Here is a 25669-nt window from a genome sequence, read left to right as displayed (position 1 = left end):
AAGTCAGAGAGTCGCGATGACGATAATGGCCGCATGTATGGCACTGATAGCCCATTCCCGGCTAATAATTTTCTTATAATATACAACAGCACTGAGGTCCGTTTTTTTCTTCGTTTCAGAAGAAAGAAACGGGCTTGTTGATTTTCTTAAGGAAATAGGTTCTAATTTTGGAGCCATCAAAATCTTCTTTATCAAAATGAACTACGATGACAATTGTTTTATTTAAAATTGCGATACTCCTTACATTTGTTTTGTTTCTGCTTCCAAAAAAGTATCAGTATTATTTTGGTTTGGCATTGCATCTTGCAATTATTACTATTTCAAGCATCTGGCTCATTAACGTTTTAGCATTCTCATCCACGTTAACGCTGCCATTTACCCCGTTTTTGGGAAACACCCTATTCATCAAAATAGACCAACTATCCGCCTTCTTTATGCTGGTCATAAATTTTACGGTACTTACCGGTATTATTTACGCCAAAGGCTATTTACAACCCTATTTCAATACAAAAAGTAAAGCGGAGATGGGCTGGCATTTCTTTAATTTTTTATGGCTTCACATTTCAATGCTTTTGGTTGTAATTGTCCGCGATGCCATTGCTTTTTTGATGATTTGGGAAATTATGTCGCTCTCCTCATTTTTCCTTGTAATTTTTGAATCAGAAAAAAAGGAAACCATAAAAATTGGCATTAATTATCTGATACAAATGCATGTGGGGGTTGTCTTTCTGATGGTTGCATTTATTGTCGCCTATGTGCAGACAAACGCAGAACTTAGTTTCGACGGTCTGTCGGTTTATTTTGCATCACATAATCCGTTTTGGCTTTTTATACTGTTTTTTGTCGGGTTCGGAATTAAGGCCGGATTTATCCCGTTACATTCCTGGTTGCCCCATGCACACCCGGCTGCACCTTCGCACGTTTCGGGGGTAATGAGTGGCGTGATGATCAAAATGGGCATCTACGGCATCCTTCGCGTGTTGTTGTATATCCCTCACGATTTGCTTAATATTGGTTTATTTATTCTGATTGTTTCGCTGATAACCGGTTTAACGGGCATTTCGCTGGCCATTGTTCAGAAGGACTCAAAAAAAATATTGGCCTATAGCAGTATCGAGAACATTGGGATTATCGGCATAGGGATAGGTTTGGGTGTTATCGGAATTGCCGAAAGCATGCCGGTGCTTGCCGTTCTTGGTTTTGGCGGCGGAATTTTACACATCCTAAACCACTCTCTTTTCAAGTCATTACTTTTTTATGCCGTTGGCTCGGTTTACAAACAAACCCACACACGAAACATTGAGCAGCTTGGAGGTTTAATTAAAAAAATGCCTAAAACCGCCTTGTTCTTTCTCCTCGGAGCATTGGCAATTAGTGGGTTGCCCCCGTTTAACGGCTTTATTTCCGAGTTCTTAATTTATTCCGGAATTTTTAAATCGCTTCGTTCGGCAACTTTATACATCGACATTGTACTCATGTTCAGTTTTATCGGATTGGCTATTATTGGCGGTTTGGCTGTGTTTTGTTTTACCAAAGTGTTCAGCGTTATTTTTCTCGGAACAGCCCGGTCATCCAAAGTGGAACATGCCACCGAGGTTGGGAAACAGATGTTGATTCCTGATTTTTTGATTGGTTTTTTTATAATAGTCATTGGTTTTATTCCTGTCATTTTTACGCGTCTGATCTCTCAGGTAGTCGTCTTGTTTTCAGCCGATACTCTTGCCCTTCAGCGCATAATTCCAACGTTGAATTACATTAGTTTGTCTTCCGGCATTTTTATAATACTTATTGGTTCATTATGGCTGTTAAGAGCCTGGCAGCAAAAGCAGCAAATTGTAAAACAAAATGCTACATGGGGCTGCGCGTATTCAGGAGCCAATCCAGCTTTGCATCAATACACAGCAGCATCTTACGCCGACAATTTTGTGCAGTTAACATCAAAAGTTGTAAATGTTAAAAATGATTTTAAAGATTTTGATGAAGCTGAAATATTCCCTCAGAACCGGGAATTTAAGACCCGTTCCAGCGATGTTTTCGAAGACAATTTAATAACCAGACCCGGAAATAAGTTATTGGTCTGGATGGAGAAAATTGCTGTTTTCCAAACGGGTAAAATCCAACACTATTTGCTGTATGCTCTCGTGTTTTTAGCCCTTATTTTTTTACTCAACTTTTTTAATTTGATCTAAGATGGTTAGTCTGCTATTGATACTGATCTCTTCGTTGTTTTTTGTAGGGATTATCGTGAGGGTAAAGGCCAAAATTGCTGCCCGGAAAATGCCTCCGATTCTTCAGCCGGTTTATGATGTAATCCGGTTGTTCAAAAAAGGAGCTATTTACAGTCGCACAACGAGTGTTATTTTCAAAATTGCACCTTTAATCTATTTTTCCTCTGCGTTGGTGGCCACGTTATTTATTCCAGTCGGTTCGTTCAAATCTATTTTATCCTTTGAAGGCGATTTTGTGTTTTTTGCCTATTTATTGGGGATTGGAAAATTTATGATGATTGCGGCAGCAATGGACACCGGCAGCGGCTTTGAAGGAATGGGAGCCAATCGTGAGTCTTTGTATTCCATGTTGGTAGAGCCTGCATTCTTCATTCTGATTGGGTCGGTGGCGTTGTTTACCAATAATATTTCCTTCCACGATTTATTTTTAAATTTTAATGTTGGCAGCAACCTTTCTTACATCATCGGCGTCGCTTCTATTTATGTTTTGGTATTTATAGCAATGGTTGAAAACTCGAGAATGCCGGTCGACGATCCCAAAACCCACCTGGAGCTGACGATGGTTCACGAAGTAATGGTTCTCGATAATAGTGGTTTCGACCTGGCATTGATACACATGGCATCGTGGCTGAAATTTGCAATTTTCGGAGGATTAATCTCTAATTTTATCATTAAAGGTTCGTGGGCAATCCATTGGCAAATTCTTGCCTTTTTCGGAATTCAGTTTGCTTATTCTGTTGCGGTGGGGATGTTAGAGGCTTTTAGGGCAAGAAACAAAATGGAAAAAAATCCGCAATGGATTCTCATGCTCTCAGCCATCTCGGTTGTGGTATTTCTCACTGCTTTAATCATGACGCAAAAAATAATATTGAACTAAAATGGCCTATTTATTTATTATTCTTTACGCAGTTACCTTAATTTATTTCGCTCTTTCGGAGCGGGTAAAAAAATTTGTGTGGCTGCTGGTAATTCAAGGAATCATTCTGTTTGCGATTGTATTTTTCAGTTTAAATGAAATTGAATTATTCGATTTTATCTTCATTCTTACTGAAACCATTTTGGTAAAGTCGATCATAGTACCCTGGTTCATCAACAAAGTGCGAAAACGCAATAATCTGAAACGAACACAAGAAGTGTCGGTTCCGGTTTTTTATTCGATCATAGTGGTGGTAATTAGTTTGGTGGTTAGTTTTTTAATAAGCAACAATTTAAACAGCGACCACATTCACACCCGGTACTTTACGGTTTCCTTCGCATCTGTTTTGTTTGGTATTTATTTCATCATTATACACAAAAATATCTTTTCACACGTCGTTGGTTATCTCATCATCGAAAATGGGATATTTCTGCTCTCACTGGCGGTTGGTAGCGAAATGCCGATGATGGTGAATTTGGCAATATTACTCGACGTGCTCATGGGTGTGTTGGTATTAGGTGTTTTTATCAACCGCATTGGCGATACCTTCGAAAGTACCCGAATCGATCAACTATCCAGACTAAAAGATTAAGACTATGTTTTTTACATTTATCATTCTGTCAATTGCCATCAGCCTGAGCATTTTTCTGGTTAAAAACGCTCGTTACACAAAAGTGATCTCCTCCCTGTTTTTGTTTTCTGTTTTGATGATCACCGGATACGCCTACCTGCACCTCGAAGAAACCAGTTCTTTGTATTTTAAATTTGATAGCCTGGGCGTTTTGCTGGCTTTTGTTTTAGGTATTTTGAGCGTTGCAACTTTCTACCACAGTGTTTTATATTTACAACGACATCATTTTTCGGCAGCACAGGAAGCCGGATATTACGCCTCATTAATTATGCTGATCACGGCTATGTTGAGCGCTTATTTTGCTGATAACATTGCTGTATTGTGGATTAGCATCGAAACCACCACGCTGTTCGTCTCTATTTTGATTTTTCACGAACGAACCAAGGAAGCTTTGGAAGCTGCCTGGAAATATTTATTTGTATCGTCGGTAGGTGTCGCCCTGGCTTTTATCGGGATATTATTCCTTAGCATCACGGCAAGTAGCATCGGCATTACCGATTTGAGCTTGACCCGTTTGTTGAATGCCACACAAACCATGAATACCGTCTGGCTTAAAATGGCCTTTCTTTTAGTCCTAACAGGCTTTAGTGCAAAAATGGGGATATTCCCCTTGTACACCGTTGCCGTGGACGCGCATACTGTTGCCCCGCCACCGATCAGTGCTTTTATTTCGACTACGTTGATGAATGTCGGTTTCCTGGGTATTTTCAGGATTTTTACCATTCTTGCTCAAACAGATGTGCTGCAATGGGCACAGAATGTATTGCTTATTGCCGGCGTTATTTCGGTGTTTATGTCGGCTATTCAGCTTTTAAGAATCAAACATTATAAACGGATGTTTGCTTTTTCAAGCCTGGAGCATATGGGGCTTGTTGCTCTGGGGTTGGGAATTGGCGGAATAGGCTATTATGCTGCCGTGCTGCACATCGTATTTCACTCGTTTGCAAAGGCAGGATTGTTTTACCAAATCGGGCAGGTACATCAGTTTTTCAATTCGTATTGGATAAAAGATGTTGCCGGTTATTTTAAGAAGAACCCGATTGGCGGTTTGTCAATGATTTTGGGAATTGTTTCAATTCTGGCAATTCCACCCTCCGGTCTGTTCGTTAGCGAGTTTTTGGTTTTTAAAGCCATGTTTGTTCACGGGCATTATTACATCGCGGTTTTTGTTCTGATCCTGTTAACGGTTATCATTTATACTTTTAGTAAAAACGCCTTTCATCTTTTGTATGGCGAAACCGACAATCTTGTCGATCGGGAGTCGATAAAGGTGAATCCTTACGAAACTATTTCACAGTTTGTTCTTTTCGGGCTGGTTATTTATCTGGGGGTAAATCCACCCTTGTTTTTCACCGATTTGATTAATAACGCCCTTGCCATTTTATAATTAGTAAAGCCATGATTGAATTACAAAATACCCTACGAATAAAAAACAATCAGTCTGTCAACGTGGCGGAGATTCCCAATTTTTCCTACGATGAATTTTCAGAGCTTGTTTTAAAAATATTTGAAGAGGAAGAAAACCATTGCCTTACTTATTTTGCCTATAAAAAAGAGAGTGGGCTTCACTTTATTATGGCCATTGCCGATGATGAAAATCACGACATAATTATCCTTTCCCATTTTCTGAAAGCAACCGAAAAACAAACATTACACGCTTTAAGCGAAAAGATTTTTGCGCTGCATATTTTTGAGCGTGAAATTCACGAGAATTTTGGTGTTGAGTTTTTAAATCATCCCTGGCCAAAGCCTGTCCGCTTCGCTCACGATCGTGCCGATAAGAAATTGCAAGTCAACGATTATCCGTTTTATTCTATCAAAAGCGAAGAGCTGCACGAAGTTGGTGTCGGGCCTATCCATGCCGGAATCATTGAGCCTGGACATTTTCGGTTTATCTGCAACGGTGAAAATGTTTTGCATCTCGAAATACAATTAGGCTGGCAGCATCGCGGCATCGAACAGCTTTTTTTGGATAAAAAGCAAAATTTGCAACGAAACATTTTAGCTGAAAACATTGCTGGCGATACAGTGATCGGACACACTACAACGTTTGCGCAAACAATGGAAGCGCTTGCCGGGAAGCAGGTTGCCGAACAAACACATATAGAACGTGCGTTGGCAATGGAATTGGAACGAATAGCCATTCATACCGGCGATATTGCTGCGTTGTGCATCGATGCGGCGTATCATCTTGGTGCCAATGTTTTCGGGATTTTGCGAACAGCCATTATCAATTATACACAATTCTGGTGCGGCAATCGTTTGGGTAAAAGTCTGGTGCGGGTGGGCGGAACAAATTTTCCTTTTACCGAAGAGTTAAAAAAAGAACTGCTCGAAATGTTATTAAAATATGAAAAGCAGTTTGACGAAATGGCAAACGTAACCTATCGCTTGCCGAGCATTCAGAACCGTTTCGATTTTGTTGGAAAGGTAACCCCACAGCAAGCCCGTTTAATTGGGGCTGTCGGACTGTCGGCGCGGATGACGGAGATTAAAAGAGACATCAGAATTACGCATCCAAACCGGGCAATGGAAAAATTCCCTTACGAAATGATTGTCGTCGATAACGGCGATGTTTTTTCGCGATTTTTATTAAAGAGAAAAGAGATAGCAACCGCTATTGCCTGGATACGGAATTTGATGAGTAATTACCAATTTGACGCCTCGAAAACAGAAAAGCCGGATTATCAATTACCGTTGAAACCCGGTAAGCTGGCAATTTCCGTCAACGAAGCATGGCGGGGCGAAGTTTGCCATTGTGCTATTACAGACGAAAATGGCGAGTTGATGCATTACAAAATAAAAGACCCTTCGATGCACAACTGGAAAGCTTTGGAGTTGTCGTTGAGAAATACCGAAATCTCCGATTTTCCAATCAACAACAAAAGTTATAATTTAAGTTATTGCGGTCACGACTTATAAAATTTGAGCAATGATAAACGAATTTAAAGTAATGCTCCACAACGGGAGACAGTACATTCCGGATCTGAGAAATGTTAAACTTAGAGCACCCTTCAGAGGCCGGCCAGAAATTTCCAATGCCAAAGTCGATGAGCAGGCACTGGTAAATGTTTGTCCTTTGCAGGCAATTTTAGCCAATCCCGTGAGGATCGACATGGGGAAATGTGCTTTTTGCGGCGAATGTGCTTTTGCTTTTCCCGAAAAAATAAAATTCACCCAGGATTATTTAACGTCATCCAATGTGCGCGAAAACTTAATTATCAAAGAAGGCGATCGAAATCCTATAATTTTTGAGAAAGATAAAACCAGAAAAGAGGTAAGAAATACATTTTCAAGATCGATAAAAATGCGACAAGTGTCGGCAGGGGGCGATAATTCGTGCGAATATGAATTGGGAGCCAGTGGAAACGCAAACTTCGATATGGGTCGCTATGGAATCGAGTTCGTAGCATCGCCTCGTCATGCCGATGGAGTTGTAATTACAGGCCCTGTTTCCGAAAATATGGCTGAAGCTTTACAGATTTGTTACGATGCTATTCCTTCACCAAAAATAGTTGTTCTTGTTGGTGTTGATGCAATCAGCGGTGGAATTTTTGCCGGAAGCCCGGCCATAAATCGGACGTTTTTGGATAAATATCCCGTCGATTTGTACATCCCGGGAAATCCGGTTCATCCGCTGACTTTTGTAAATGCAATTTTGGATCTTACAAGATGAGTTCTGATGTTCCTTGCTTCTGACAATACCATACCTGCCAGCAGGCTGTAAGGATTTGTACAAGCTGCAAAATGAACCTTCTGACTTTGGCTATCTCGTTGATAAATAACGTGGTGCAAGAGCCTGTAATTGGAAAAGTTAGATTGGGTAATGTTAATCTAGTAACACTGTTAGCTTGTTCACGAAAAAACGTTTTTTATTATGAACTTTCGTCATAATTTTGCACCGGTCTCAGAGTTTCACTTAAGGGTAAATAACTGTAAGAAAACGATATAGTAATTTTTCGAGATAAATTAACCGAACAAACAACTAAAGAAAAATGGCAAAAATTAAAAATTTAGCCGAGTTGCGTAAGATGAGGGAAGAGCAGCAGAAGCAGCTCAACCTACGCGAAAAAAGCGCCGATCCTGAGAAGTACGTTCAGATCAAGGTGGGCATGGCTACAAGTGGCATTGCCTCCGGAGCCAAGGGCATTATGGATTTTCTCATCGTAGAACTCGACAAACGCGGAATCGATGCTGTGGTAACACAAACCGGCGACATGGGCTATTGCTATGCTGAGCCCACAATTGAAGTGACAAGACCTGGCGAAGAGCCAATCGTTTTTGGATACGTGGATACAAAACGTGCCGACGAAATCATTGAGAAATTCATCAAAAATGGTGAACTCGTCGAAGGTATTATCCCGGTGAATTATGAATCTATTGACTAAAAAGTAACAAGCAAGATATGGCACAACAACTGAAAATGCAACTGCTGGTATGCGGCGGTACAGGCTGCCGGGCTTCCGAAAGCGAGTTGATAGAAACAGCGCTTATACGTGAACTCAAAGCTCACGGACTTGAAAATGAAGCTAAGGTGGTAAGAACAGGATGCTTCGGCTTTTGTGAAAAAGGACCGATTGTGAAAGTGCATCCCGACAACACTTTTTATACACAGGTAACACCTGATGATGCTCGCGAAATCGTGGAGGAGCATGTTTTGAAAGGACGTAAGGTAGAACGCCTGCTTTACACTGATCCTGAAAACAAAGAGCATGTCCCCGATAGTAGGCACATGGGTTTCTACCGCAAACAAATTCGTATTGCTTTGCGCAACTGTGGTTTTATTAACCCCGAAAATATCGAAGAATATTTGGCGCGCGATGGCTACGAAGCCTTGGGCAAATGCCTCACAGAGATGAAACCCGAAGCTGTTATCGACATCATAAAAAAATCAGAGTTACGCGGTCGTGGCGGTGCTGGTTTCCCTACCGGCCTCAAGTGGGATATAACCCGCAAGAGCGCAGGCGACCAGAAATATGTTGTTTGTAATGCTGACGAAGGTGACCCGGGCGCATTTATGGATCGCTCCATTCTGGAAGGCGACCCACATGCAGTGCTCGAAGCTATGGCCATTTGCGGCTACGCTATTGGCGCAAACAAAGGTCTTATTTACATACGCGCCGAATATCCACTGGCCATCAAACGTCTGAAGATTGCTATCGATCAGGCCATGGAATACGGGCTGCTGGGTAAGAGAATTTTCGATACCGATTTTGATTTCCATGTAGAGCTGCGTTATGGCGCCGGTGCTTTTGTATGCGGCGAAGAAACTGCACTTATCAGTTCGATGGAAGGCGGCCGTGGCGAACCTACCTTTAAACCTCCGTTCCCATCGGTGGAAGGTTATTTGGGAAAACCCACCAACGTTAACAACGTCGAAACCTTTGCCAACATCCCAATTATTATCAACAAAGGCGCCGAATGGTTTACAAGTATTGGCACTAAGGGTTCAAAAGGAACCAAAGTATTTGCTCTGGCGGGTAAAATCAATAACGTGGGACTGATAGAAGTACCCATGGGAACTACCCTGCGCGAAGTAATTTTTGAAATTGGCGGTGGCATCAAAGACGGCAAAGAATTTAAAGCTGTACAAACCGGTGGCCCTTCGGGTGGATGTTTAACGAAAAAGCACTTGGATATGCCTATCGAATACGAAACGCTGGTAGAAGCTGGCTCCATGATGGGATCAGGTGGTATGATCGTAGTGGACGAAGATGACTGTATGGTTTCGATGGCTAAGTTTTATCTGGAATTTACAGTAGAAGAGTCATGTGGTAAGTGTAGCCCATGCCGCATTGGCAACAAACGCTTACACGAAATGCTCGAAACCGTCACCTCCGGGAAAGCAACCATGGAGACGCTGGAGAATCTGAAAAATTTGAGCAACGTTATCAAAGATACTTCCCTTTGTGGTTTAGGTCAAACTGCACCTAACCCGGTACTTTCTACACTGAACAACTTCTGGGACGAATACGTAGAGCACGTGGTAGATCATAAATGCCGTGCCGGCGCCTGTAAGTCGCTGATGCGTTACGTAATCATACCCGACAATTGTGTGGGATGTACTGCCTGTGCCCGCAACTGCCCGGTTAACTGCATTTCGGGCGAACGCAAACAGGTGCATGAAATCGATCAAAGCACCTGCATTAAGTGCGGAATCTGCATGGAGAAATGTAAATTCAATGCTATCGAAATTGTTTAATCCAACTATTAAAAAAGCATTATAATGGAAATGATTCGTCTGACCATAGATAAAAAAACTGTAGAAGTTAAAAAAGGCACCACTATTCTGGATGCTGCTAAAAGTATAGGTATTCACATCCCCACCTTGTGCTATCTTAGCATGCCCGACATGAATATTGAAAACAAACCGGGCGGCTGCCGAGTGTGTGTTGTAGAAGTTGAAGGACGCCGAAACCTGGCTCCCTCATGCGTTACCCAATGTATGTCTGGCATGGTAGTAAATACGCATTCGATGCGTGTTTTGAACGCTCGTAGAACAGTAGTTCAGCTTATCCTCAGCGACCACCCGTTCGACTGTCTGGTTTGCGCCAAGTCGGGCAATTGCGAGCTGCAGGATCTGGCTATTAGACTTGGCATTCGCGATGTTCCTTTTATTGGTGTTAAAAGCACTTATCGTGAAGACACTTCGCCCTCCATCATCCGCGACATGGATAAATGCATCATGTGCCGTCGCTGCGAAGTAATGTGTAACGATGTGCAGACTGTTGGTGTTCTTTCGGCTGTAAACCGCGGTTTCCAGTCGGTGGTAGCTCCCGCTTTCGAGATGAACCTCGACCACAGCGTGTGTACCTATTGCGGACAATGTATAAACGTATGTCCTACCGGCGCCCTGACAGAAGTAGACCATTCTAACCAATTGATTAACGACCTGTCCAATCCTGACAAAGTGGTGGTGGTACAAACCGCTCCTGCAGTGCGTGCAGCGCTTGGCGAAGAGTTCGGCTTGGAGCCGGGAACCCTCGTTACCGGAAAAATGACTACCGCACTTCGTGAGTTGGGATTTGATTATGTATTTGATACAGATTTTGCTGCCGACCTTACCATTATGGAAGAAGGCTCCGAGCTGCTTCAACGTCTTAACCTGCACCTGCAGGGTGATCCCGACGTGAAGTTGCCTATCCTCACTTCATGCTGCCCGGCCTGGGTCAAGTTTTTTGAACACAACTTCCCGGAGATGAAGGAAATTCCTTCAACAGCACGCTCACCACAGCAGATGTTTGGTGCAATAGCCAAAACTTATTTCGCTAATAAAATTAAAGTAGATCGCGAAAAACTCATCGTGGTTTCCATCATGCCCTGTGTGGCTAAGAAGTACGAGTGTACCCGTGAGGAGTTTCAAACTGACGGGAATCCCGACGTCGACTACTCTATTTCTACACGAGAGCTGGCACATCTTATCAAACGTGCCAACATCGAATTTACAGAACTGCCCGACAGTGAGTTCGATACTCCATTAGGTGAATCTACCGGTGCTGGTGTTATCTTCGGCGCTACCGGTGGTGTAATCGAAGCTGCTGTGCGTACCGCATATGAGGTGCATACCGGCAAGACCCTTGAGAGTGTTGATTTTAAACAGCTTCGTGGTCTGGAGGGTATCCGTTCGGCAACAGTCGATTTTGACGGATTACCTATCAATATCGGAATAGCCCACGGACTGGGCAACGCGCGTAAATTGCTCGAAGACATCAAAGCAGGCAATAACACTTATCACGCCATCGAGATTATGGCATGCCCCGGCGGCTGTATCGGCGGTGGCGGACAGCCTTACATCCACGGCGACAGCAGTATCCTTAAAGCGCGACTAAAAGCAATCTATGCCGAAGACGCCGGAAAAGTACTGCGCAAATCGCACGAGAACCCATACATCCTGAAACTCTACGAAGATTTCTTGGGTAAACCGCTCAGCGAAAAATCGCACCATTTGCTCCACACACATTATTTCGACCGCAAAAAAGAAATATTTATCGAGGAGTAATCCGGTAAGGCTAAATCATTAAGGAAATAGTTTGATTAAAAAATTCTGACGTAAATATCTTTTGAAATATGTCATCAATAAAAGTAAAATTGAAAGAAACGGACGTCGCAAAGATCATCGAGATATGCGATTCGTTCAACAATAATCCACGCGATCTTGTAAACGTGCTTCACAGAGTACAGGGTGAGTTTGGATACCTTCCTGCCGAGGTGCAGGAGGTGGTGAGCAACCAGCTCAAGATTTCGTTGGCTAAAGTTTATGGAGTGGTAACGTTTTATTCGTTCTTCACGATGATACCACGCGGCAGACATCCCATTTCCGTTTGCATGGGCACGGCCTGCTATGTGCGCGGCGCCGAGAAAGTGCTCGATGAGTTCAAAAAAGAGCTGGGTATCAAAGTAGGTGAATCGACACCCGACGGTAAATTTTCGCTTACTTGTCTGCGCTGTGTTGGTGCCTGTGGTTTGGCGCCGGTGGCTCAGATTGGCGACAGAACCTTCGGGCGCATTGCTCCCGACGATGTAAAAAACATACTTAAAGAGTTCCCTGATTAATAAATCAGCTGCTTTTGTCTTTTTAAGCTTTGTTTCATAGTTATAGTTTTTGTTAATAAATCACTTCGGAGCTATCGATGGCCTGTGCGTAAACCTTACCACGGATCGTCGATAGCTCTTTTTTTTTTAATTTTGTACAATAACTTTAAATAAAGTGCTCAAAAAAAACACTTAGGAATTGTGGTAGAACGTAAATATCAAGAACCTTCAACAAAGGAGATCAAAGAGAATATTCGCCAAGGACTTAGGGAACTGTAGTTGGTTGAACAAGGCAAATTAAAAACCAGGTCTGCTAAAGAGTTTGTAGATGAGCTATAGAGTGAAACGAATGATGTTTCCGATAATGAAATTCAGGATTTGATTAAAGGAATTCCTTAAAAACCGGTTTTCCTATTTAATAAAGCAAGGCGCTTGAGGGTTCTTTCTCCTTCTACCAAAACTCTCATTCAATCCCACCCCTTGTGTACGGAGCTGCGCTGTGTGCAGTAAAATCCTTTTTTAAATATTTAAAATATCCCGAAATGGCAATCATGGCCGCGTTATCGGTGGTGAATGAAAAGGGTGGGACAAAGGTTTCCCAGCCTTTTTCGGTTTGTGCCTGCTGCATGGCGTGGCGCAGTGCCGAGTTAGCCGAAACGCCACCGGCAATGGCTATCTGGTTGATCCCATAACTTTTGGCTGCCAGCGTAAGCTTGTGCATCAGTATGCTGATGATGGTCTTCTGCAGTGAGGCGCTGAGATCTTCCTTATTTTCATTAATAAAATTAGGATTGACCTTGAGGCTGTCGCGCAGAAAATACAAAAAAGAGGTCTTCAGTCCGCTGAAACTATAATCGAATCCTTTGGCTTGTGGGTGTGGAAATGGGAATTTTTTGGGATCGCCGGCAGCAGCAAGTTTGTCGATGACGGGACCGCCGGGATAGGGCAGCGACATGATTTTAGCTGCTTTATCAAAAGTTTCGCCCGCCGCATCGTCGATGGTTTGTCCTACAATCTCCATCTCAAAATAATCCTTTACCAGCACGATTTGCGTGTGTCCACCCGAAACGGTGAGGCACAAAAACGGAAACTGGGGTACCTTTTTATTTTCTCCCGGCATCTGGATAAAATGCGCCAGAATATGTGCCTGCATGTGGTCGGCTTCGATGAGTGGCAGGTCAAGCCCCAGCGCAAAAGCCTTGGCAAAAGAAGTGCCCACCAGCAACGAGCCCAGCAGACCTGGCCCGCGTGTAAACGCCACCGCGTGCAGTTGATTTTTGCGGATGCCTGCTATTTGCAAAGCCTCGTGTATCACCGGCACGATGTTTTGCTGGTGTGCACGCGAAGCCAACTCCGGCACCACGCCGCCGTATTTGCGATGTACTTCCTGATTGGCCGTAACATTGGAGAGCATGGTGGTGTCGGCCAGCACTGCCGCCGAGGTGTCGTCGCACGATGATTCGATGCCGAGGATGTAAGTCATGAAAGTTTTAAATTTGAATCTTTGACTTGTGGTAACGCAAAGCTGAGTGACATAGTTTATTTTCCCTCCTGTGGTTCCTCATTTTTCGTCGCCGCGTCGTTTCCTGGTTTCTGTTGGGTTTGTTTGGGATTGTTCCTGGAGCGGATGCCGAAAAGATCGTTAAAACCATCAAATTCCTTACGGAAAAATATCCCCACGCCCTGGGTGTAGGGGGCGTTGTCTTCGAGGAAACTGATGTCGTTCGTGCGGTTGAAGGCTTTAATGCGAAACCGTCCGTCGTTGGTAATTTTGTATTCTACGTTGATGTCGCCCACCACGTTGCTGGTATTTTGTTCGCGTTTGGTGCCGCGCACGCCAAAGTTTCCGTCTATCGAAAGGCGGTCGTTGAAGAGCTGTGTCCGCAGCGCCACCTCCAGTTCTTCTTCGCTAAGTTCGCTACCTGGCTGGTAGTTGATGCCGATGTCGAAATCCTTGCTGATCTTCGAAAGCCAATCGCTGAGCTGGTTGCTTAGCAGCTTAAAGCCCGTTGCACCGATGTTTGGACCCGCAGTAGTATAACTAAAGCTGCCCAGTACCAGCAGCGAGATGATTTGCTGGCTCATTGCCGACTGATCGGTGGTGTCGAGGGCAGCGAAGATGATCTCTTTGGTATCGTCGGTGACGTTGGTAAAGTCGATCGAGAAGCGGATGTCGGGATTAAAAAGTGCGTTCATCAGGTGGATATTGCTTTGCACTTCCACGCGGGTATTGCGCAACGCCGTCGAGTCGGTTTGAAGGCGCAGTCCCGCCAGGTTGGTCTTCACGGTATAGGTAGCGGTGATGTCCACGGTAGCGTCCAAAGGATCGCCGGTCCACGAAATCTTGCTGCCGCTGCGTATCTTCAGGTTTCGACCGATGAGGTTTTCGAAGTTAAAGAAAAAGCTGCCCTCGCTGATGATGTAGTCGCCGTTGATGGTAAAATCGCCGCGCGGTGTTATGCCCATGCCGATGTCGCCATTGCCCCTGCCTTTGATGTTGCCCATGTTGTCGGGCAGATAAATTTCTATTTCAGCCTCGGGTGTTACGTCAAGCTCCATATTCATGGTGAAACCCTTGACATTTAGGTTATAATTATCGGCTTCTTTGTGGATGGTGTCGGTATCATTTATAAAAATAATAAAGTCGTTTTCCGAAACGCTCAGTCCGGTGTTGATAGGAATAATGACGCGGGTACCTTTGTTGGTGCTCGCGTTGATGCCCATCAGTATGTCGTCGAAGGGTCCGGTAATAGCTACTTTTCCGGTGGCGACGGCTGTGCCGTAAAATATTTCATTATCGCGTGCCGATGTGTTGAGGGCGCGCAGATTTTGGAGATCGATGTAGATGGCGAGCCGGAAGTTTTTAAAATAATCATGCGTGATGTTCCCCGAGAGGTCAGCCGAATGCTGCTGGGTATCGTAAAGAACCAGGTTGCTCACGTTGATGCTATTTTTTGCTATCTCCGCAGAGCCGGCTATCGAGTAGAGTGAGTTGAGATATTTAATCAAAAACTGCGTACGCATGAGCTTGACGGTTCCGGTGGCCACCGGTTTGTTATAGCTTCCGCTGATGTGCAGAGCGCCACTGGCCAGGCTGGCCTGATCGATCACAGCATAATCACTGATAAAAGGATTGACAATTTGGATGCCCAGGTTGTTGAGCTTCACGTCGAGATCGAAATTCTCACGGGTGCCGGTCGGGAAATAGTCACCGGTGATGCCTACCACTTCACTTACGCCAAGGTTGCCACTGCGCAGGATGCGTGTGTCAACTCTGAGCCGTTGGGCAGCATCGTTCCATGTTGTTTTCAGTTTCATCATACCGAGATCCTCACCATTAAAAAATAAATCTTCCAGAGTGATGTCGGCCAGGAAATTAGGTTCTTTCATCAGGTTTACCAGCGTCACCTTACCACTGAGGATGGCGTTCACGTCAATCATGTCGCCGCGAATGAGCTGGTCGAGCTCCGAAATGTCGAGTGATGCAAAAGCCAGATGCAGGCTATCGTCAGGTTGCGAAGTGATGCCACCGGAAATGCTTACCCAGCTTGTGTCGCTGTATAAGTTGAGGTTGTCGAAAACGATACCGCTGGTATCAGCCGCTATCCTGTTGCCTGGCCGGATGCTCCAGAGAGCGCTGTCGATGGTCATATTCACATTCGTGAGTGCGGCAATTATCCGGGTGCTGTCCAGATGCACGTAGCCGCCTACTTGTCCGGTGTTTCTGTTGGTATTGTCCAGGTCGTTCCACAGCAGCTCAAACTGAATGGTATCGCGCGCCAGGCGGGTAGTAATTTGCAGGCTGTCGATACCGTAGCCAGCAGTATCGGAAATGCTGAGGTCTTTAAGCATCAATCTGTCGAAACCTGTGGTAAGCTCAAAAGCATCTACACTGCTGCTGGTCTCAAGGTTCCAGTCGTAAGCGGTAAGGGTGGTGTATTTTATCCAGTCGGCGTGTCCGCGAAGTTTTACTTTTTCTTCCGTAAGATTGGCTGTGCCTTCTATTATTGTCTGTGGGGCAAGTTTGAGCGCAGGAACGAAAAGATCGGTAAGGGCGTCGGTGTTTTTCAGTTCTATATTAAAAGTAAGATATTGCTGCTCCTCTCCTGGCGGTTGCTGCCAGGGTAGTTTTGCAGCCAGGACCGGACTGTATTGCCGGGTGTAATTCCCGATAGTTTCCGATAGAGTGCTCAATTTGTAATAACCCTCCAGTCGTGCGTCGATGTAATCGGAAGCCAGGCTGATGCCCGAAAGTCCATCGCCGGCTTGCCAGGCAACCACTTGCAATTTTTTTAGCTTGTATTCTTTACTGCCTTCGATATAGGAAGTATTGGTTATTGCCAGGGTTCCGCTGATGTCGTCGATGCTGGTGGCGCGCATGTCGGCATCTATTGCGGTACTCAGGATGCTGACGCTGTCGCGGGATGAAAAATGCAGCGCGTTAAGGTCGGCGTGGTCGATGCGCGCTTTAAAATCAAAACGTGGTATTTCGTCATTAAAATCGATAAGCCCGTCGAAGACAAAGCCGAGGTTTTGATCGTCGACTGCTGCGCGACCTTTAAAAATTAATGCATCCAGGCTGGCGTCGATGGCGATGTTGTTATAATCATAATCATGAAATTGCAGCGACTGAATGATCCCTTTGGTGTTGATGCGCAGCGCGTCGCGGCTGAACCCTTCCCCATCCACATCAAGCGTAAAGCTTGTCTTCCCGAGATTCTCCTCCGCGTCGAGCAGTGTGCCAATGTCCAGGTTGCTGGCTACCAGATTTCCCTGGTAAGTCACAGCGTTTTGTTGGCTGGTCTTCATTACAAGATTGGTCCTGAGGCCCCCAAGCCGGCTTTGCACCACCGCTTTAGCTACAAAATCGTTGTAGAAGCCGGTAAATTTCCCCGATACCTTCACCAGCCCCATTTTCATCAGCAGGTCGGGCACTTGTATGGGCGGCGCCTCGCCGGGCAATCCAAAAGAACGGATGTCGCGTGTGCGCGTGGTAAGGGTTTTTATATTGGTATTAATGAAGGTTTCGTAGAAGTCGGGCAGGCCGTTCATTTGCACCGAGCCAACAAAGCGGGTGTCGGTGCCGTAGGTGACGTCGAGATCGCTTCCGCGGATGTTGCTCACCGTGCCCTTCACGCTGCCTTCGATTCCGATGGTGTTGGTCATCGAAAACATAGTTTCGGCAAAGTACCCGATGTCGCTCATATCGAGCTTCGATTTACCAAAGGTGCCGTCGAAATGCACTTCTTCAATAAAATTCTTAAAAGAACCCAGGCTGGGATAGGCAAATGCCAGGTCGAGCTTTACGTTGGAGTTGTTGGTAATCAGCAACAGATTATTAACCGAAAGTCCGACAGGACTATAGCGTACAATGCCGGAGAACTCCTTGAGTTCAAAGCCGCTTTTTTCGACGAAAGTCAGATTTTGAATTCTGGTGCTGATGGTGTCGTGGTCGATGATTACCGAAGCAGCGAGCAAATCCATATCGAGCAGCTCCATATCGTTATAGTCGATGCCGCGGCTGGCAACTTTAGCATCGGCATCTTCGTAAATAAAATGCGCATTGCGTATCTGTAAGTCGTTTACCAAAAGCGTCCAGGGCTGTGGCGGTGGCTTATCCTGTAGCGTGTCGGCGTTGGGATTTGTGAAATGCCGCATGAAATAGCCTAAGTTGTTAAGGTCGTCGGCAGAGTAGCGGCGCAAGAAAAATTCTGCGCCGGTAAGATGTAGGCTGCGTACACGTAATGTCCGCTTAGCGCGACTTATCCCCGAAAGGGCTACCGATAGCTCGTCGGCAACAATCATTTCATTGCCGTGCTCATCTTCTATCACCAATCCCGTAAGGTGCAGCGTTCCTGTAAGTTCCACCTGAATACCATCAATGCTGATGGTGGTGCCGGTCTTCTGCGTCAGGAAGGCTGCGGTAAAACGCGATGCCAGCGTCTGCACCTCCGGGTTGCGTAGCAAAAGAAAAACCACCAGTTGCAGTGAAACTACAAAAGCAATCAGGTAGATGATGCTATGGAAAATCTTTTTTAGAATATCAATAGAGTTTTTTGTTGATGCCGGTTGATATGCAAAAGCCGTTCACGTTGAAAATCATAATATAACGTCATTTTGCAAAATTATGATTTTGTTTCGGGTGTGCAGGGGTAATAAAAAATTGTTGGTGTGGTGGAAATCCCTAACCGAAGAAAGTCAAGTGCCGCCCGTTGATGCTATGAGATAGTAGCGTGCTATCTATACTTTCCGGGTTTTTTACTTCAGTACGTTTTATTCCCTTTCCACAGCAGCCTCTTTCAATCTGATGCGTCAGGCGGCCAAAAACACTGCCGTGAGTAATCTTTTTCAACTGGTTGTGCGTCAAAACCATTTCATAGTATTGCAAACCATAACGTAAAATTATCGGCGGAGCCTCGCAGGTTTTGCGTAAATTCGCCAATCATTTTAGAGATTCATTTTTTCATTTTTACAAAACCTCATCATTATGAAACTATTTATCAAACGACACTTTTTATTGATGCTGCTGGCCATGGGGATGATGATTCCGGCTTATGCACAAATTACCATCAAAAGCAGCGACATGCCCATAGCCGGCGACACGCTGCGCAAGAGCAACAGCGTCGACATCAGCGGCGTCGACTTTGAAGCTACCGGCGCCGGATATGTCTGGGATTTTTCCGAATTTCAGCCGGTGTTCCAAACTGTCGACACATTCGTGAGCGTGAGTTCCGTGCCAATTCTTTACCAGCTCGTCTTCTTTTACACCAACGCGGCCAACCTTGCACAGAAATATACCGGGATCAATCTCGACACCCTCGTCGGCGTTTCGCTGACTGACCCTTACCGGTTTTTTAAAAATACTTCAAGCTCCTATACTGATGTGGGCTTTGCTCTTACTCTCAACAGCATTCCGGTGCCGCTTAAATTTGATAATGCCGATGTATTGTATAAATTTCCGCTCAACTACGGTCATGCCGATTCGAGTGTTTCGGGAGTAGGCTTTGGTTTGCCAAATCTCGGCTACATCAACATCGACCGAAAGCGCGTGAATGTGGTTGACGGCTGGGGCTCGCTCACCACCTCGTACGGCACTTACGATGTGCTGCGGCTGCGTTCCACTGTCAAGGAAGTCGACAGCATTTATGTAGACTCGTTGCAGTTTGGCACCGCCATCACCCGCAACTATGTGGAATACAAATGGCTTGGCACCGGACACGGTGAGCCTTTGTTGCAGGCTACCATCGAAGGGCCGCTCATTACGGTTGCATGGCTCGACTCGATAACCGGCAGTACCGTAGGCATAAAGCAGCCGGTTGCGTTTGAAACGCGTCTTTCGGTAGCTCCTAACCCAATGGCCGCTGAGTCCACCGCCACTGTGCATCTCGATCGCCCCGATGTGGTTTCGATGACAATTTTCGATCTTTCGGGCAAACGTGTTGCCGAAATATTCAATGGCAGATTGCCGGCGGGGATCTCTGATGTTTCGTTTAACAATCGGCTAAAGCCTGGCATCTATTTGCTCAGGCTCACTACATCTGAGAAATTACTGACAGAGAAATTGATAGTTCAGTAGGGAAGAAAGAGGTGAGAGGGTGGAAGTTAGATATTCGAATTGCGTTTGGTATGTAGAGGCGCACGGCCGTGCGTCTGGAAATGCAATCCGAATTACATTTGGTATATAGAAGCGCACAGCCGTGCGCCTAAAAATGTAATCAAATAAAAAAACAATGCGATGAGTTTTACCATTTATAAATCTTCGGCCGGATCGGGCAAAACCTACACGCTGGTGAAAGAATACCTGAACCTGGTGATGCAGCAACCGGAGGACTACCGGCATATCCTGGCCATTACCTTCACCAACAAAGCCGCCGGGGAGATGAAAGATCGTATCCTGCAATATCTGGCGCTGATGGCCTACGACGTTGCCGACGACAAAGACCGGGGAATGCTTGCGGGATTGTCGGCGCATTATTGCGATTTACTTCAGGGCGATGCAGCGGCTGTGCAGGCGCGGGCACAACTGGTGTTGGGCAACATCCTGCACGATTATTCCAATTTCGCCATCGGCACCATCGACAGCTTTGTGAATAGCATCGTGCGTAGCTTTGCGCGCGAACTAAAGTTGCCCGCCGGTTTTGAGGTGGAGCTTAGTGCCGAAAATCTCCTGCGCAAAAGTGTCGACGCCTTGCTGAGCAAGGCCGGCGTGGAGGCCGAACTCACCACTCTGTTGGTAAGTTTTATTAAAACAAAAATGGAGGATGAGAAAAGCTGGAATATCGAAAATGAGATTTTCAAATTTGGTAAAATCATGCTGCGCGAAGACAGCCAACTGGCTGCCGATAAGCTACGGCACCTCTCCATCAACGACTTTAAGCTAATCCAACAGCAGCTGTCGAAACATTGCGCAAGTATCGAAACCAAAATAAAAGTCCCGGCTTCAGATGCAATGAAACTGCTTTCGCAAAATGGCATCACCGGCGAGATGATGTACCGGGGTGGAACTGGCGTTTATTCATACTTTGAACGAATTGCTAACGGGGATTTTAGCAAACCTGAGCCTAATAAATTTGTTCAGAATATGCTGGACAATCAAAAATGGTATTCTGGTAAATGTCCGTCTGACAAGCGCGTGATCATCGAAAATCTGCAATCCGAACTGGAAGATTTGCTTCATTTAACTTCTGACACCATTCAGAATCTGTTGCTGGCTTATAATTTGCACAAGCTCGTCCTAACGCATATTTATGAAATGGCGCTGCTGAATGAAATCGAAAAGGTGATGCAGGACTTCCGTGACAACGAGAACATCGTGCACATCTCCGAGTTCAACAAGCGCATCGCCACCATCGTGCAGCGCGAGCCGGTGCCGTTTATTTATGAGCGTATCGGCGAAAAATACCGCCACTTTCTTATTGACGAATTTCAGGACACCTCGGTGTTGCAGTGGCATAACATGCTGCCGCTCCTCGAAAATTCGCTGGCAAGCAATCATTTCAACATGATTGTTGGCGATGGCAAACAAGCCATTTACCGTTTCCGGAATGGCGATGTAGAGCAGTTTGCAGCGTTGCCGGCGTTGATGCACCACGACGGAGATCCGATAATGCAGCAGCGCGAAAACCTGTTGCGACACCATTGCAAAGAGCTGGAGCTTGGTACCAACTACCGCTCGTTTCGGGAAGTGGTGGAATTTAACAATGATTTTTTTGAATTTGCCAAACAATTGGTGCCTGAAAATTTGCAAACCATCTACGATTGCAGTCCGCAAAAGGTGGACGAAAAGAAAACCGGCGGCACTGTCGACATCCATTTTTTAAAATTTGAAAAAAAACAAACTGATGCAGAAACCGAAACAGATACCGAAACCGAAACCAAGGGTGACAAACAGCAGCAATGGATGGATGCCATTATGGAGCAGGTACAAAAGCAGCTTCATACATTCCAGCCCGGACAGATTGCCATTCTGACTCGACAAAATGATCAGGCAAGCAACATTGCGCAGCATCTCACCTACAACGGCATCAGCGTGGTTACGAGCGAGGCGCTGTTGCTTATCTCAAGCCCGGAAGTGAGTTTTATCATTGCGCTTCTTCGGTTTATTAATGATAAAACCAACAAGATCAACATCGGCGAAATGCTCGTTTTCCTCTTTAGTCGCTCTCCCGAAAAGGTTGTGGATTTGCATCAGCTTCTGAATTTGAGCATTGATATTAATACCAAAAACCCGGATGGACTTACTCTTTCGGCCTTGCTGTACGAGGTTTTCGGATATGATTGTGATTTTGACAGGCTGGCCAGTCTGAGCCTGACCGATCTGGTGCACGAGGTAATTCGTGTTTTTGAATTGTCGGAAGGCGGTCGCAACGACTTTGTCCGGTTTTTTATCGATATCGTCATCAAATACACCGCTACCAATCCCGAAGGCATCCCCGACTTTTTGCGCTTTTGGGATGAGGAATGCCAGAAAGAATCCATCGTGGTGCCCGAAACCATGCAGGCGGTCACGGTGATGACCATTCACAAAGCAAAGGGCTTGCAGTTTCCGGTGGTGATCCTGCCCTATGCCAATATCAAATCGAAAAATAGTGGTGAGTTCCTGTGGATCGATCCGCAGTTTCAGCAGGATACCCCATTGCCGGTGGCATTGGTTAAAACGGGCGATATATTAAAAGCTAGCAGCCAGTCAGCGCTCAACGAAGCTGAATGCGGCAAGTCGATGCTTGACGCGCTCAATGTTCTTTACGTTGCCATGACGCGTCCGGTAGAGCGGCTTGTGGTAATGATGGAAAGTAAAGCCAATGAGAAAAAGGACGACGCCTGGAGTATTTCAGAGAAATTTTTGGATGGTGCTGACATTTTTTATCAATACCTCGAGTCAAAAGAATTGTGGGATGCAGAAAAGTTGCATTACCATTTCGGTGCAGATGTTTCTGAAGATTTAAAATCAGAAGAAAAAACGCTGGAACATGATGAGAAAGCTAGTGAACAATTGCATGCCGGACGCTGGAGCGAAAAGCTGAGTATTCGTTACCGTGCGCCGGAATTTTGGGAAGGCGCTGCTCCCGACCGGCGTCGTGACCGCGGCATTATGATGCACCATCTCTTGTCGCAGATCAACACTTCTGCCGATATCCGCGGCGCGATTGAGCAGGCTGCCATGCAGGGGTTTTTGGCTGCTGCCGAAAAGGAGGCTGTTGCCAAAGATTTGGATCAGCTTGTGAGCCACTCCACACTGGCGCCATTTTTTGCTCCCGGCGCAGAGGTGATGACCGAACGCGACATCCTTTTGCCCGATGGCAATGTTTTGCGACCCGACCGCGTAGTGAAGCTTGCAACCGGTGCGGCAGTTATCGATTACAAAACCGGAAAGGAAAACCAGATGCATCACAAGCAGATGGAAACCTATGCCGCAGCGCTTCAGGCCATGGGAATGACCGACGTGGAGCGCTACCTGGTATATCTGCCATCGGATGAACATGCTGATTTGAAAATTGAAAAGGTGTGATTATTAGGATTAATTTGGGTGCTATCCGGTGCGGGGATTACTAACCCCGGGCTTCAGGTCGGGGGATAAAAAGACACAAAGTTTCATGGGGCTTTAGCCCCGGATAATTATAAAAACATTCTAAAATATGGATTCTGAAAACCGTCATGTGCGGCTTATCGCCGAAGAGTTGGGAATTAGCGAAAATCAGGTGAAGAGCACGCTGCTGCTTTTTGCCCAGGGCGACACCATTCCTTTTGTGGCGCGTTACCGCAAAGAAGCCACCGGTGGCCTCGACGAGGTGCAGCTTGCCGCAATCCGCGACCGTAAAAATAAACTCGACGAGATCGACAAACGCCGGGCGAGCATTCTCGGTACGCTCACCGAAAACGACTTGCTCACCGACGAGCTGCGCCGCCAGATCGAAGAGGCGGAGTCGCTGGCCGAGCTTGAAGATATTTATCTGCCCTATCGTCCCAAGCGCCGCACGCGCGCCATGATAGCGCGGGAACGCGGATTGGAGCCGCTCGCCAAAATCGTCATAGCGCAAAATGCCGGCGATGTTGTGGCTGTAGCCAAAAAATATGTCGATGCTGCCAAAGATGTTCCTACCACCGATGATGCTCTGAGCGGCGCGCGCGACATCATCGCTGAATGGACCAACGAGAACGCCGGCGTGCGCCAACGGCTGCGGCGACTGTTTGCCACGCAGGCCACCATAAGCTCAAGGGTGATCAAAGATAAAGAGGAATTTGCCGGTAATTACAGCAACTATTTCGAATTTTCGGAGTCGCTGCATCGCGCCCCATCGCACCGGGTGCTGGCCATGTTTCGCGGTGGAAACGAAGGCTTGCTCCGTGTGGAAGTAGCACCGCCCGAAGAAGTTGCCGTTGAGATTTTAAAAAAGCGTCTTATCAAAAATTCTTCGGAGGCTGCCGCTCAGGTGCAGCTTGCGCTAAAAGATTCGTACAAACGGCTCTTGCAGCCTTCGTTAGAAACTGAATATCGCAATCAGGCCAAAGAACGCGCCGACCGCGAATCCATCCGCGTTTTTGCCGACAACGTGCGGCAGTTGCTGATGGCACCGCCGCTGGGACAGAAAAATGTGTTGGCCATCGATCCGGGTTTCCGCTCCGGATGCAAACTCGTGTGCCTCGACGCACAGGGAAAGTTGCTACACAACGAGACCATCTATCCGCATCCGCCACAAAGTGAGGTAAAACAATCCATCAACAAAATTGAACATCTGGTGGCTGCGTATAAAATTGATGCTATCGCTATTGGCAACGGCACTGCCGGGCGCGAAACGGAGCGGATGGTGAAATATCTGCGCTTCAACCGCGAAGTAATCGCTGTGATGGTCAACGAAAGTGGCGCTTCGGTATATTCGGCGTCGGCGGTGGCACGCGAGGAGTTTCCCAATTACGACGTCACTGTTCGTGGCGCCGTCTCCATCGGGCGCCGGCTGATGGATCCGCTGGCCGAACTCGTCAAAATCGATCCGCGCTCCATTGGCGTGGGGCAGTACCAGCACGACGTAAACCAAACGCTGCTTGCCGGAAGCCTGGAAGATACGGTGGCCAGTTGTGTGAATGCGGTAGGAGTGGAGGTGAACACCGCCAGTCCGCAACTGCTTGCCAACGTGGCGGGAATCGGCCCGGCGCTGGCACAAAACATCATCGAACATCGCAACGAAAATGGCGCCTTTGCTTCACGCGAAAGCCTCAAAAAGGTGAAGCGTTTCGGGCCAAAATCCTTTGAACAGGCGGCGGGATTTCTACGCATCCGCGAAAGCGAAAACCCGCTCGACCATAGTGCCGTGCATCCTGAGAGCTATCACATTGTGGCTAAGATGGCGAAAAAGCTAAAGGTAACCATCGGCGCGCTGATCGAGGATGATACGCTGCGAAAGCAGATAGATATTCATGAGTTTATCACTGAAAGTGCGGGGCTGCCAACGCTGAAGGACATTATGGAGGAGCTGGCCAAACCTGGCCGCGACCCGCGCGAGAAATTTGGCGTTTATCAGTTTACCGAAGGCATCAATTCACTCAATGACCTGAAGCCCGGCATGGTGCTCAACGGGCTGGTGACCAACATCACGGCCTTTGGCGCCTTTGTGGATGTAGGAGTTCATCAGGACGGGCTGGTGCACAAAAGCAAAATCGCCGACACCTTCGTCCACGATCCCGCCGACCACGTGCGCCTCAACCAGCGCGTAAAAGTAAAAGTAGAAAGCGTGGACAAAGCCCGCAAGCGCATCCAGTTTACAATGGCTGGCGTGGAGCAGCCTAAATATGCGTGGTGAGGCTTCGACTACGCTCAGCCAGCAGGCTTCGACAAGCTCAGCCGCCGGGCTTCGGCAAGCTCAGCCA

16 protein-coding genes are annotated in these 25669 nt (G+C 46.3%); 13 read left to right on the top strand and 3 right to left on the bottom strand.

Annotated features, from left to right (window positions below; translation table 11 throughout):
- The first annotated feature begins 206 nt into the window (after nt 1–206).
- The 10 genes from VFC92_03090 to VFC92_03045 all read left to right on the top strand — a co-directional run bounded on the left by VFC92_03090 (nt 207) and on the right by VFC92_03045 (nt 12328).
- Nucleotides 207–2189 carry a proton-conducting transporter membrane subunit gene (locus tag VFC92_03090; GenBank protein HZK07164.1) on the top strand — a complete coding sequence of 661 codons (1983 nt, stop codon included), beginning with the start codon at nt 207–209 and terminating at the stop codon, nt 2187–2189.
- Nucleotide 2190: 1 nt separating this feature from the next.
- Complete coding sequence (locus tag VFC92_03085; protein ID HZK07163.1) at nt 2191–3105, top strand: NADH-quinone oxidoreductase subunit H; 915 nt, start codon at nt 2191–2193, stop codon at nt 3103–3105.
- Between the two features lies 1 nt (nt 3106).
- The gene (locus tag VFC92_03080) at nt 3107–3736 is read left to right on the top strand and encodes a hypothetical protein (GenBank protein ID HZK07162.1); all 630 of its coding nucleotides are present in this window, start codon (nt 3107–3109) and stop codon (nt 3734–3736) included.
- 4 nt (nt 3737–3740) lie between these two features.
- Nucleotides 3741–5162 (top strand): proton-conducting transporter membrane subunit, encoded by a 1422-nt coding sequence (locus VFC92_03075; protein HZK07161.1) that lies wholly within the window; start codon nt 3741–3743, stop codon nt 5160–5162.
- Nucleotides 5163–5173: 11 nt separating this feature from the next.
- Nucleotides 5174–6697 carry an NADH-quinone oxidoreductase subunit C gene (locus tag VFC92_03070; protein HZK07160.1) on the top strand — a complete coding sequence of 508 codons (1524 nt, stop codon included), beginning with the start codon at nt 5174–5176 and terminating at the stop codon, nt 6695–6697.
- 10 nt (nt 6698–6707) lie between these two features.
- Complete coding sequence (locus VFC92_03065) at nt 6708–7451, top strand: NADH:ubiquinone oxidoreductase (protein HZK07159.1); 744 nt, start codon at nt 6708–6710, stop codon at nt 7449–7451.
- Nucleotides 7452–7770: 319 nt separating this feature from the next.
- A complete protein-coding gene (locus tag VFC92_03060; protein ID HZK07158.1) occupies nt 7771–8163 on the top strand; it encodes a (2Fe-2S) ferredoxin domain-containing protein in 393 nt (130 codons plus the stop codon).
- A gap of 17 nt (nt 8164–8180) precedes the next feature.
- Nucleotides 8181–9977, top strand: coding sequence for an NADH-quinone oxidoreductase subunit NuoF (locus tag VFC92_03055; GenBank protein HZK07157.1), 1797 nt, complete (start codon nt 8181–8183; stop codon nt 9975–9977).
- 24 nt (nt 9978–10001) lie between these two features.
- Nucleotides 10002–11774, top strand: coding sequence for an NADH-dependent [FeFe] hydrogenase, group A6 (locus VFC92_03050; GenBank protein ID HZK07156.1), 1773 nt, complete (start codon nt 10002–10004; stop codon nt 11772–11774).
- Nucleotides 11775–11842: 68 nt separating this feature from the next.
- Nucleotides 11843–12328 (top strand): NAD(P)H-dependent oxidoreductase subunit E, encoded by a 486-nt coding sequence (locus tag VFC92_03045; protein HZK07155.1) that lies wholly within the window; start codon nt 11843–11845, stop codon nt 12326–12328.
- A gap of 442 nt (nt 12329–12770) precedes the next feature.
- Here the strand turns inward: VFC92_03045 and tsaD are convergent, their stop codons facing one another.
- The 3 genes from tsaD to VFC92_03030 form a co-directional block, all read right to left on the bottom strand.
- Nucleotides 12771–13790, bottom strand: coding sequence for a tRNA (adenosine(37)-N6)-threonylcarbamoyltransferase complex transferase subunit TsaD (gene tsaD, locus VFC92_03040; protein HZK07154.1), 1020 nt, complete (start codon nt 13788–13790; stop codon nt 12771–12773).
- A 56-nt stretch (nt 13791–13846) separates the two neighbouring features.
- Nucleotides 13847–18286, bottom strand: a complete 4440-nt coding sequence (locus VFC92_03035) for a translocation/assembly module TamB domain-containing protein (protein ID HZK07153.1) — start codon at nt 18284–18286, stop codon at nt 13847–13849.
- 205 nt (nt 18287–18491) lie between these two features.
- Complete coding sequence (locus tag VFC92_03030; protein HZK07152.1) at nt 18492–18749, bottom strand: hypothetical protein; 258 nt, start codon at nt 18747–18749, stop codon at nt 18492–18494.
- Nucleotides 18750–18794: 45 nt separating this feature from the next.
- On the opposite strand from VFC92_03030, the gene VFC92_03025 reads away from it, so the two are divergent.
- The 3 genes from VFC92_03025 (at nt 18795) to VFC92_03015 (ending at nt 25602) form a co-directional block, all read left to right on the top strand.
- Nucleotides 18795–19883 (top strand): T9SS type A sorting domain-containing protein, encoded by a 1089-nt coding sequence (locus VFC92_03025; GenBank protein ID HZK07151.1) that lies wholly within the window; start codon nt 18795–18797, stop codon nt 19881–19883.
- A gap of 159 nt (nt 19884–20042) precedes the next feature.
- Nucleotides 20043–23315 carry a UvrD-helicase domain-containing protein gene (locus tag VFC92_03020; GenBank protein ID HZK07150.1) on the top strand — a complete coding sequence of 1091 codons (3273 nt, stop codon included), beginning with the start codon at nt 20043–20045 and terminating at the stop codon, nt 23313–23315.
- A 127-nt stretch (nt 23316–23442) separates the two neighbouring features.
- Complete coding sequence (locus VFC92_03015) at nt 23443–25602, top strand: Tex family protein (GenBank protein HZK07149.1); 2160 nt, start codon at nt 23443–23445, stop codon at nt 25600–25602.
- Nucleotides 25603–25669 lie beyond the last annotated feature (67 nt).

The organism is Bacteroidales bacterium, from assembly GCA_035647615.1.
In the GTDB taxonomy this organism is placed as follows: Bacteria; Bacteroidota; Bacteroidia; order Bacteroidales; family 4484-276; genus SABY01.
The sequence above is the reverse complement of the archived record's forward strand: the minus strand, read 5'-3'. Positions and strand labels throughout refer to the sequence as shown.

Coding starts and splice junctions, on each gene's coding strand:
- VFC92_03090 (HZK07164.1), top strand. CDS start 207: ATGACAATTGTTTTATTTAAAATTGCGATACTCCTTACATTTGTTTTG.
- VFC92_03085 (HZK07163.1), top strand. CDS start 2,191: ATGGTTAGTCTGCTATTGATACTGATCTCTTCGTTGTTTTTTGTAGGG.
- VFC92_03080 (HZK07162.1), top strand. CDS start 3,107: ATGGCCTATTTATTTATTATTCTTTACGCAGTTACCTTAATTTATTTC.
- VFC92_03075 (HZK07161.1), top strand. CDS start 3,741: ATGTTTTTTACATTTATCATTCTGTCAATTGCCATCAGCCTGAGCATT.
- VFC92_03070 (HZK07160.1), top strand. CDS start 5,174: ATGATTGAATTACAAAATACCCTACGAATAAAAAACAATCAGTCTGTC.
- VFC92_03065 (HZK07159.1), top strand. CDS start 6,708: ATGATAAACGAATTTAAAGTAATGCTCCACAACGGGAGACAGTACATT.
- VFC92_03060 (HZK07158.1), top strand. CDS start 7,771: ATGGCAAAAATTAAAAATTTAGCCGAGTTGCGTAAGATGAGGGAAGAG.
- VFC92_03055 (HZK07157.1), top strand. CDS start 8,181: ATGGCACAACAACTGAAAATGCAACTGCTGGTATGCGGCGGTACAGGC.
- VFC92_03050 (HZK07156.1), top strand. CDS start 10,002: ATGGAAATGATTCGTCTGACCATAGATAAAAAAACTGTAGAAGTTAAA.
- VFC92_03045 (HZK07155.1), top strand. CDS start 11,843: ATGTCATCAATAAAAGTAAAATTGAAAGAAACGGACGTCGCAAAGATC.
- tsaD (HZK07154.1), bottom strand. CDS start 13,790: ATGACTTACATCCTCGGCATCGAATCATCGTGCGACGACACCTCGGCG.
- VFC92_03025 (HZK07151.1), top strand. CDS start 18,795: ATGAAACTATTTATCAAACGACACTTTTTATTGATGCTGCTGGCCATG.
- VFC92_03020 (HZK07150.1), top strand. CDS start 20,043: ATGAGTTTTACCATTTATAAATCTTCGGCCGGATCGGGCAAAACCTAC.
- VFC92_03015 (HZK07149.1), top strand. CDS start 23,443: ATGGATTCTGAAAACCGTCATGTGCGGCTTATCGCCGAAGAGTTGGGA.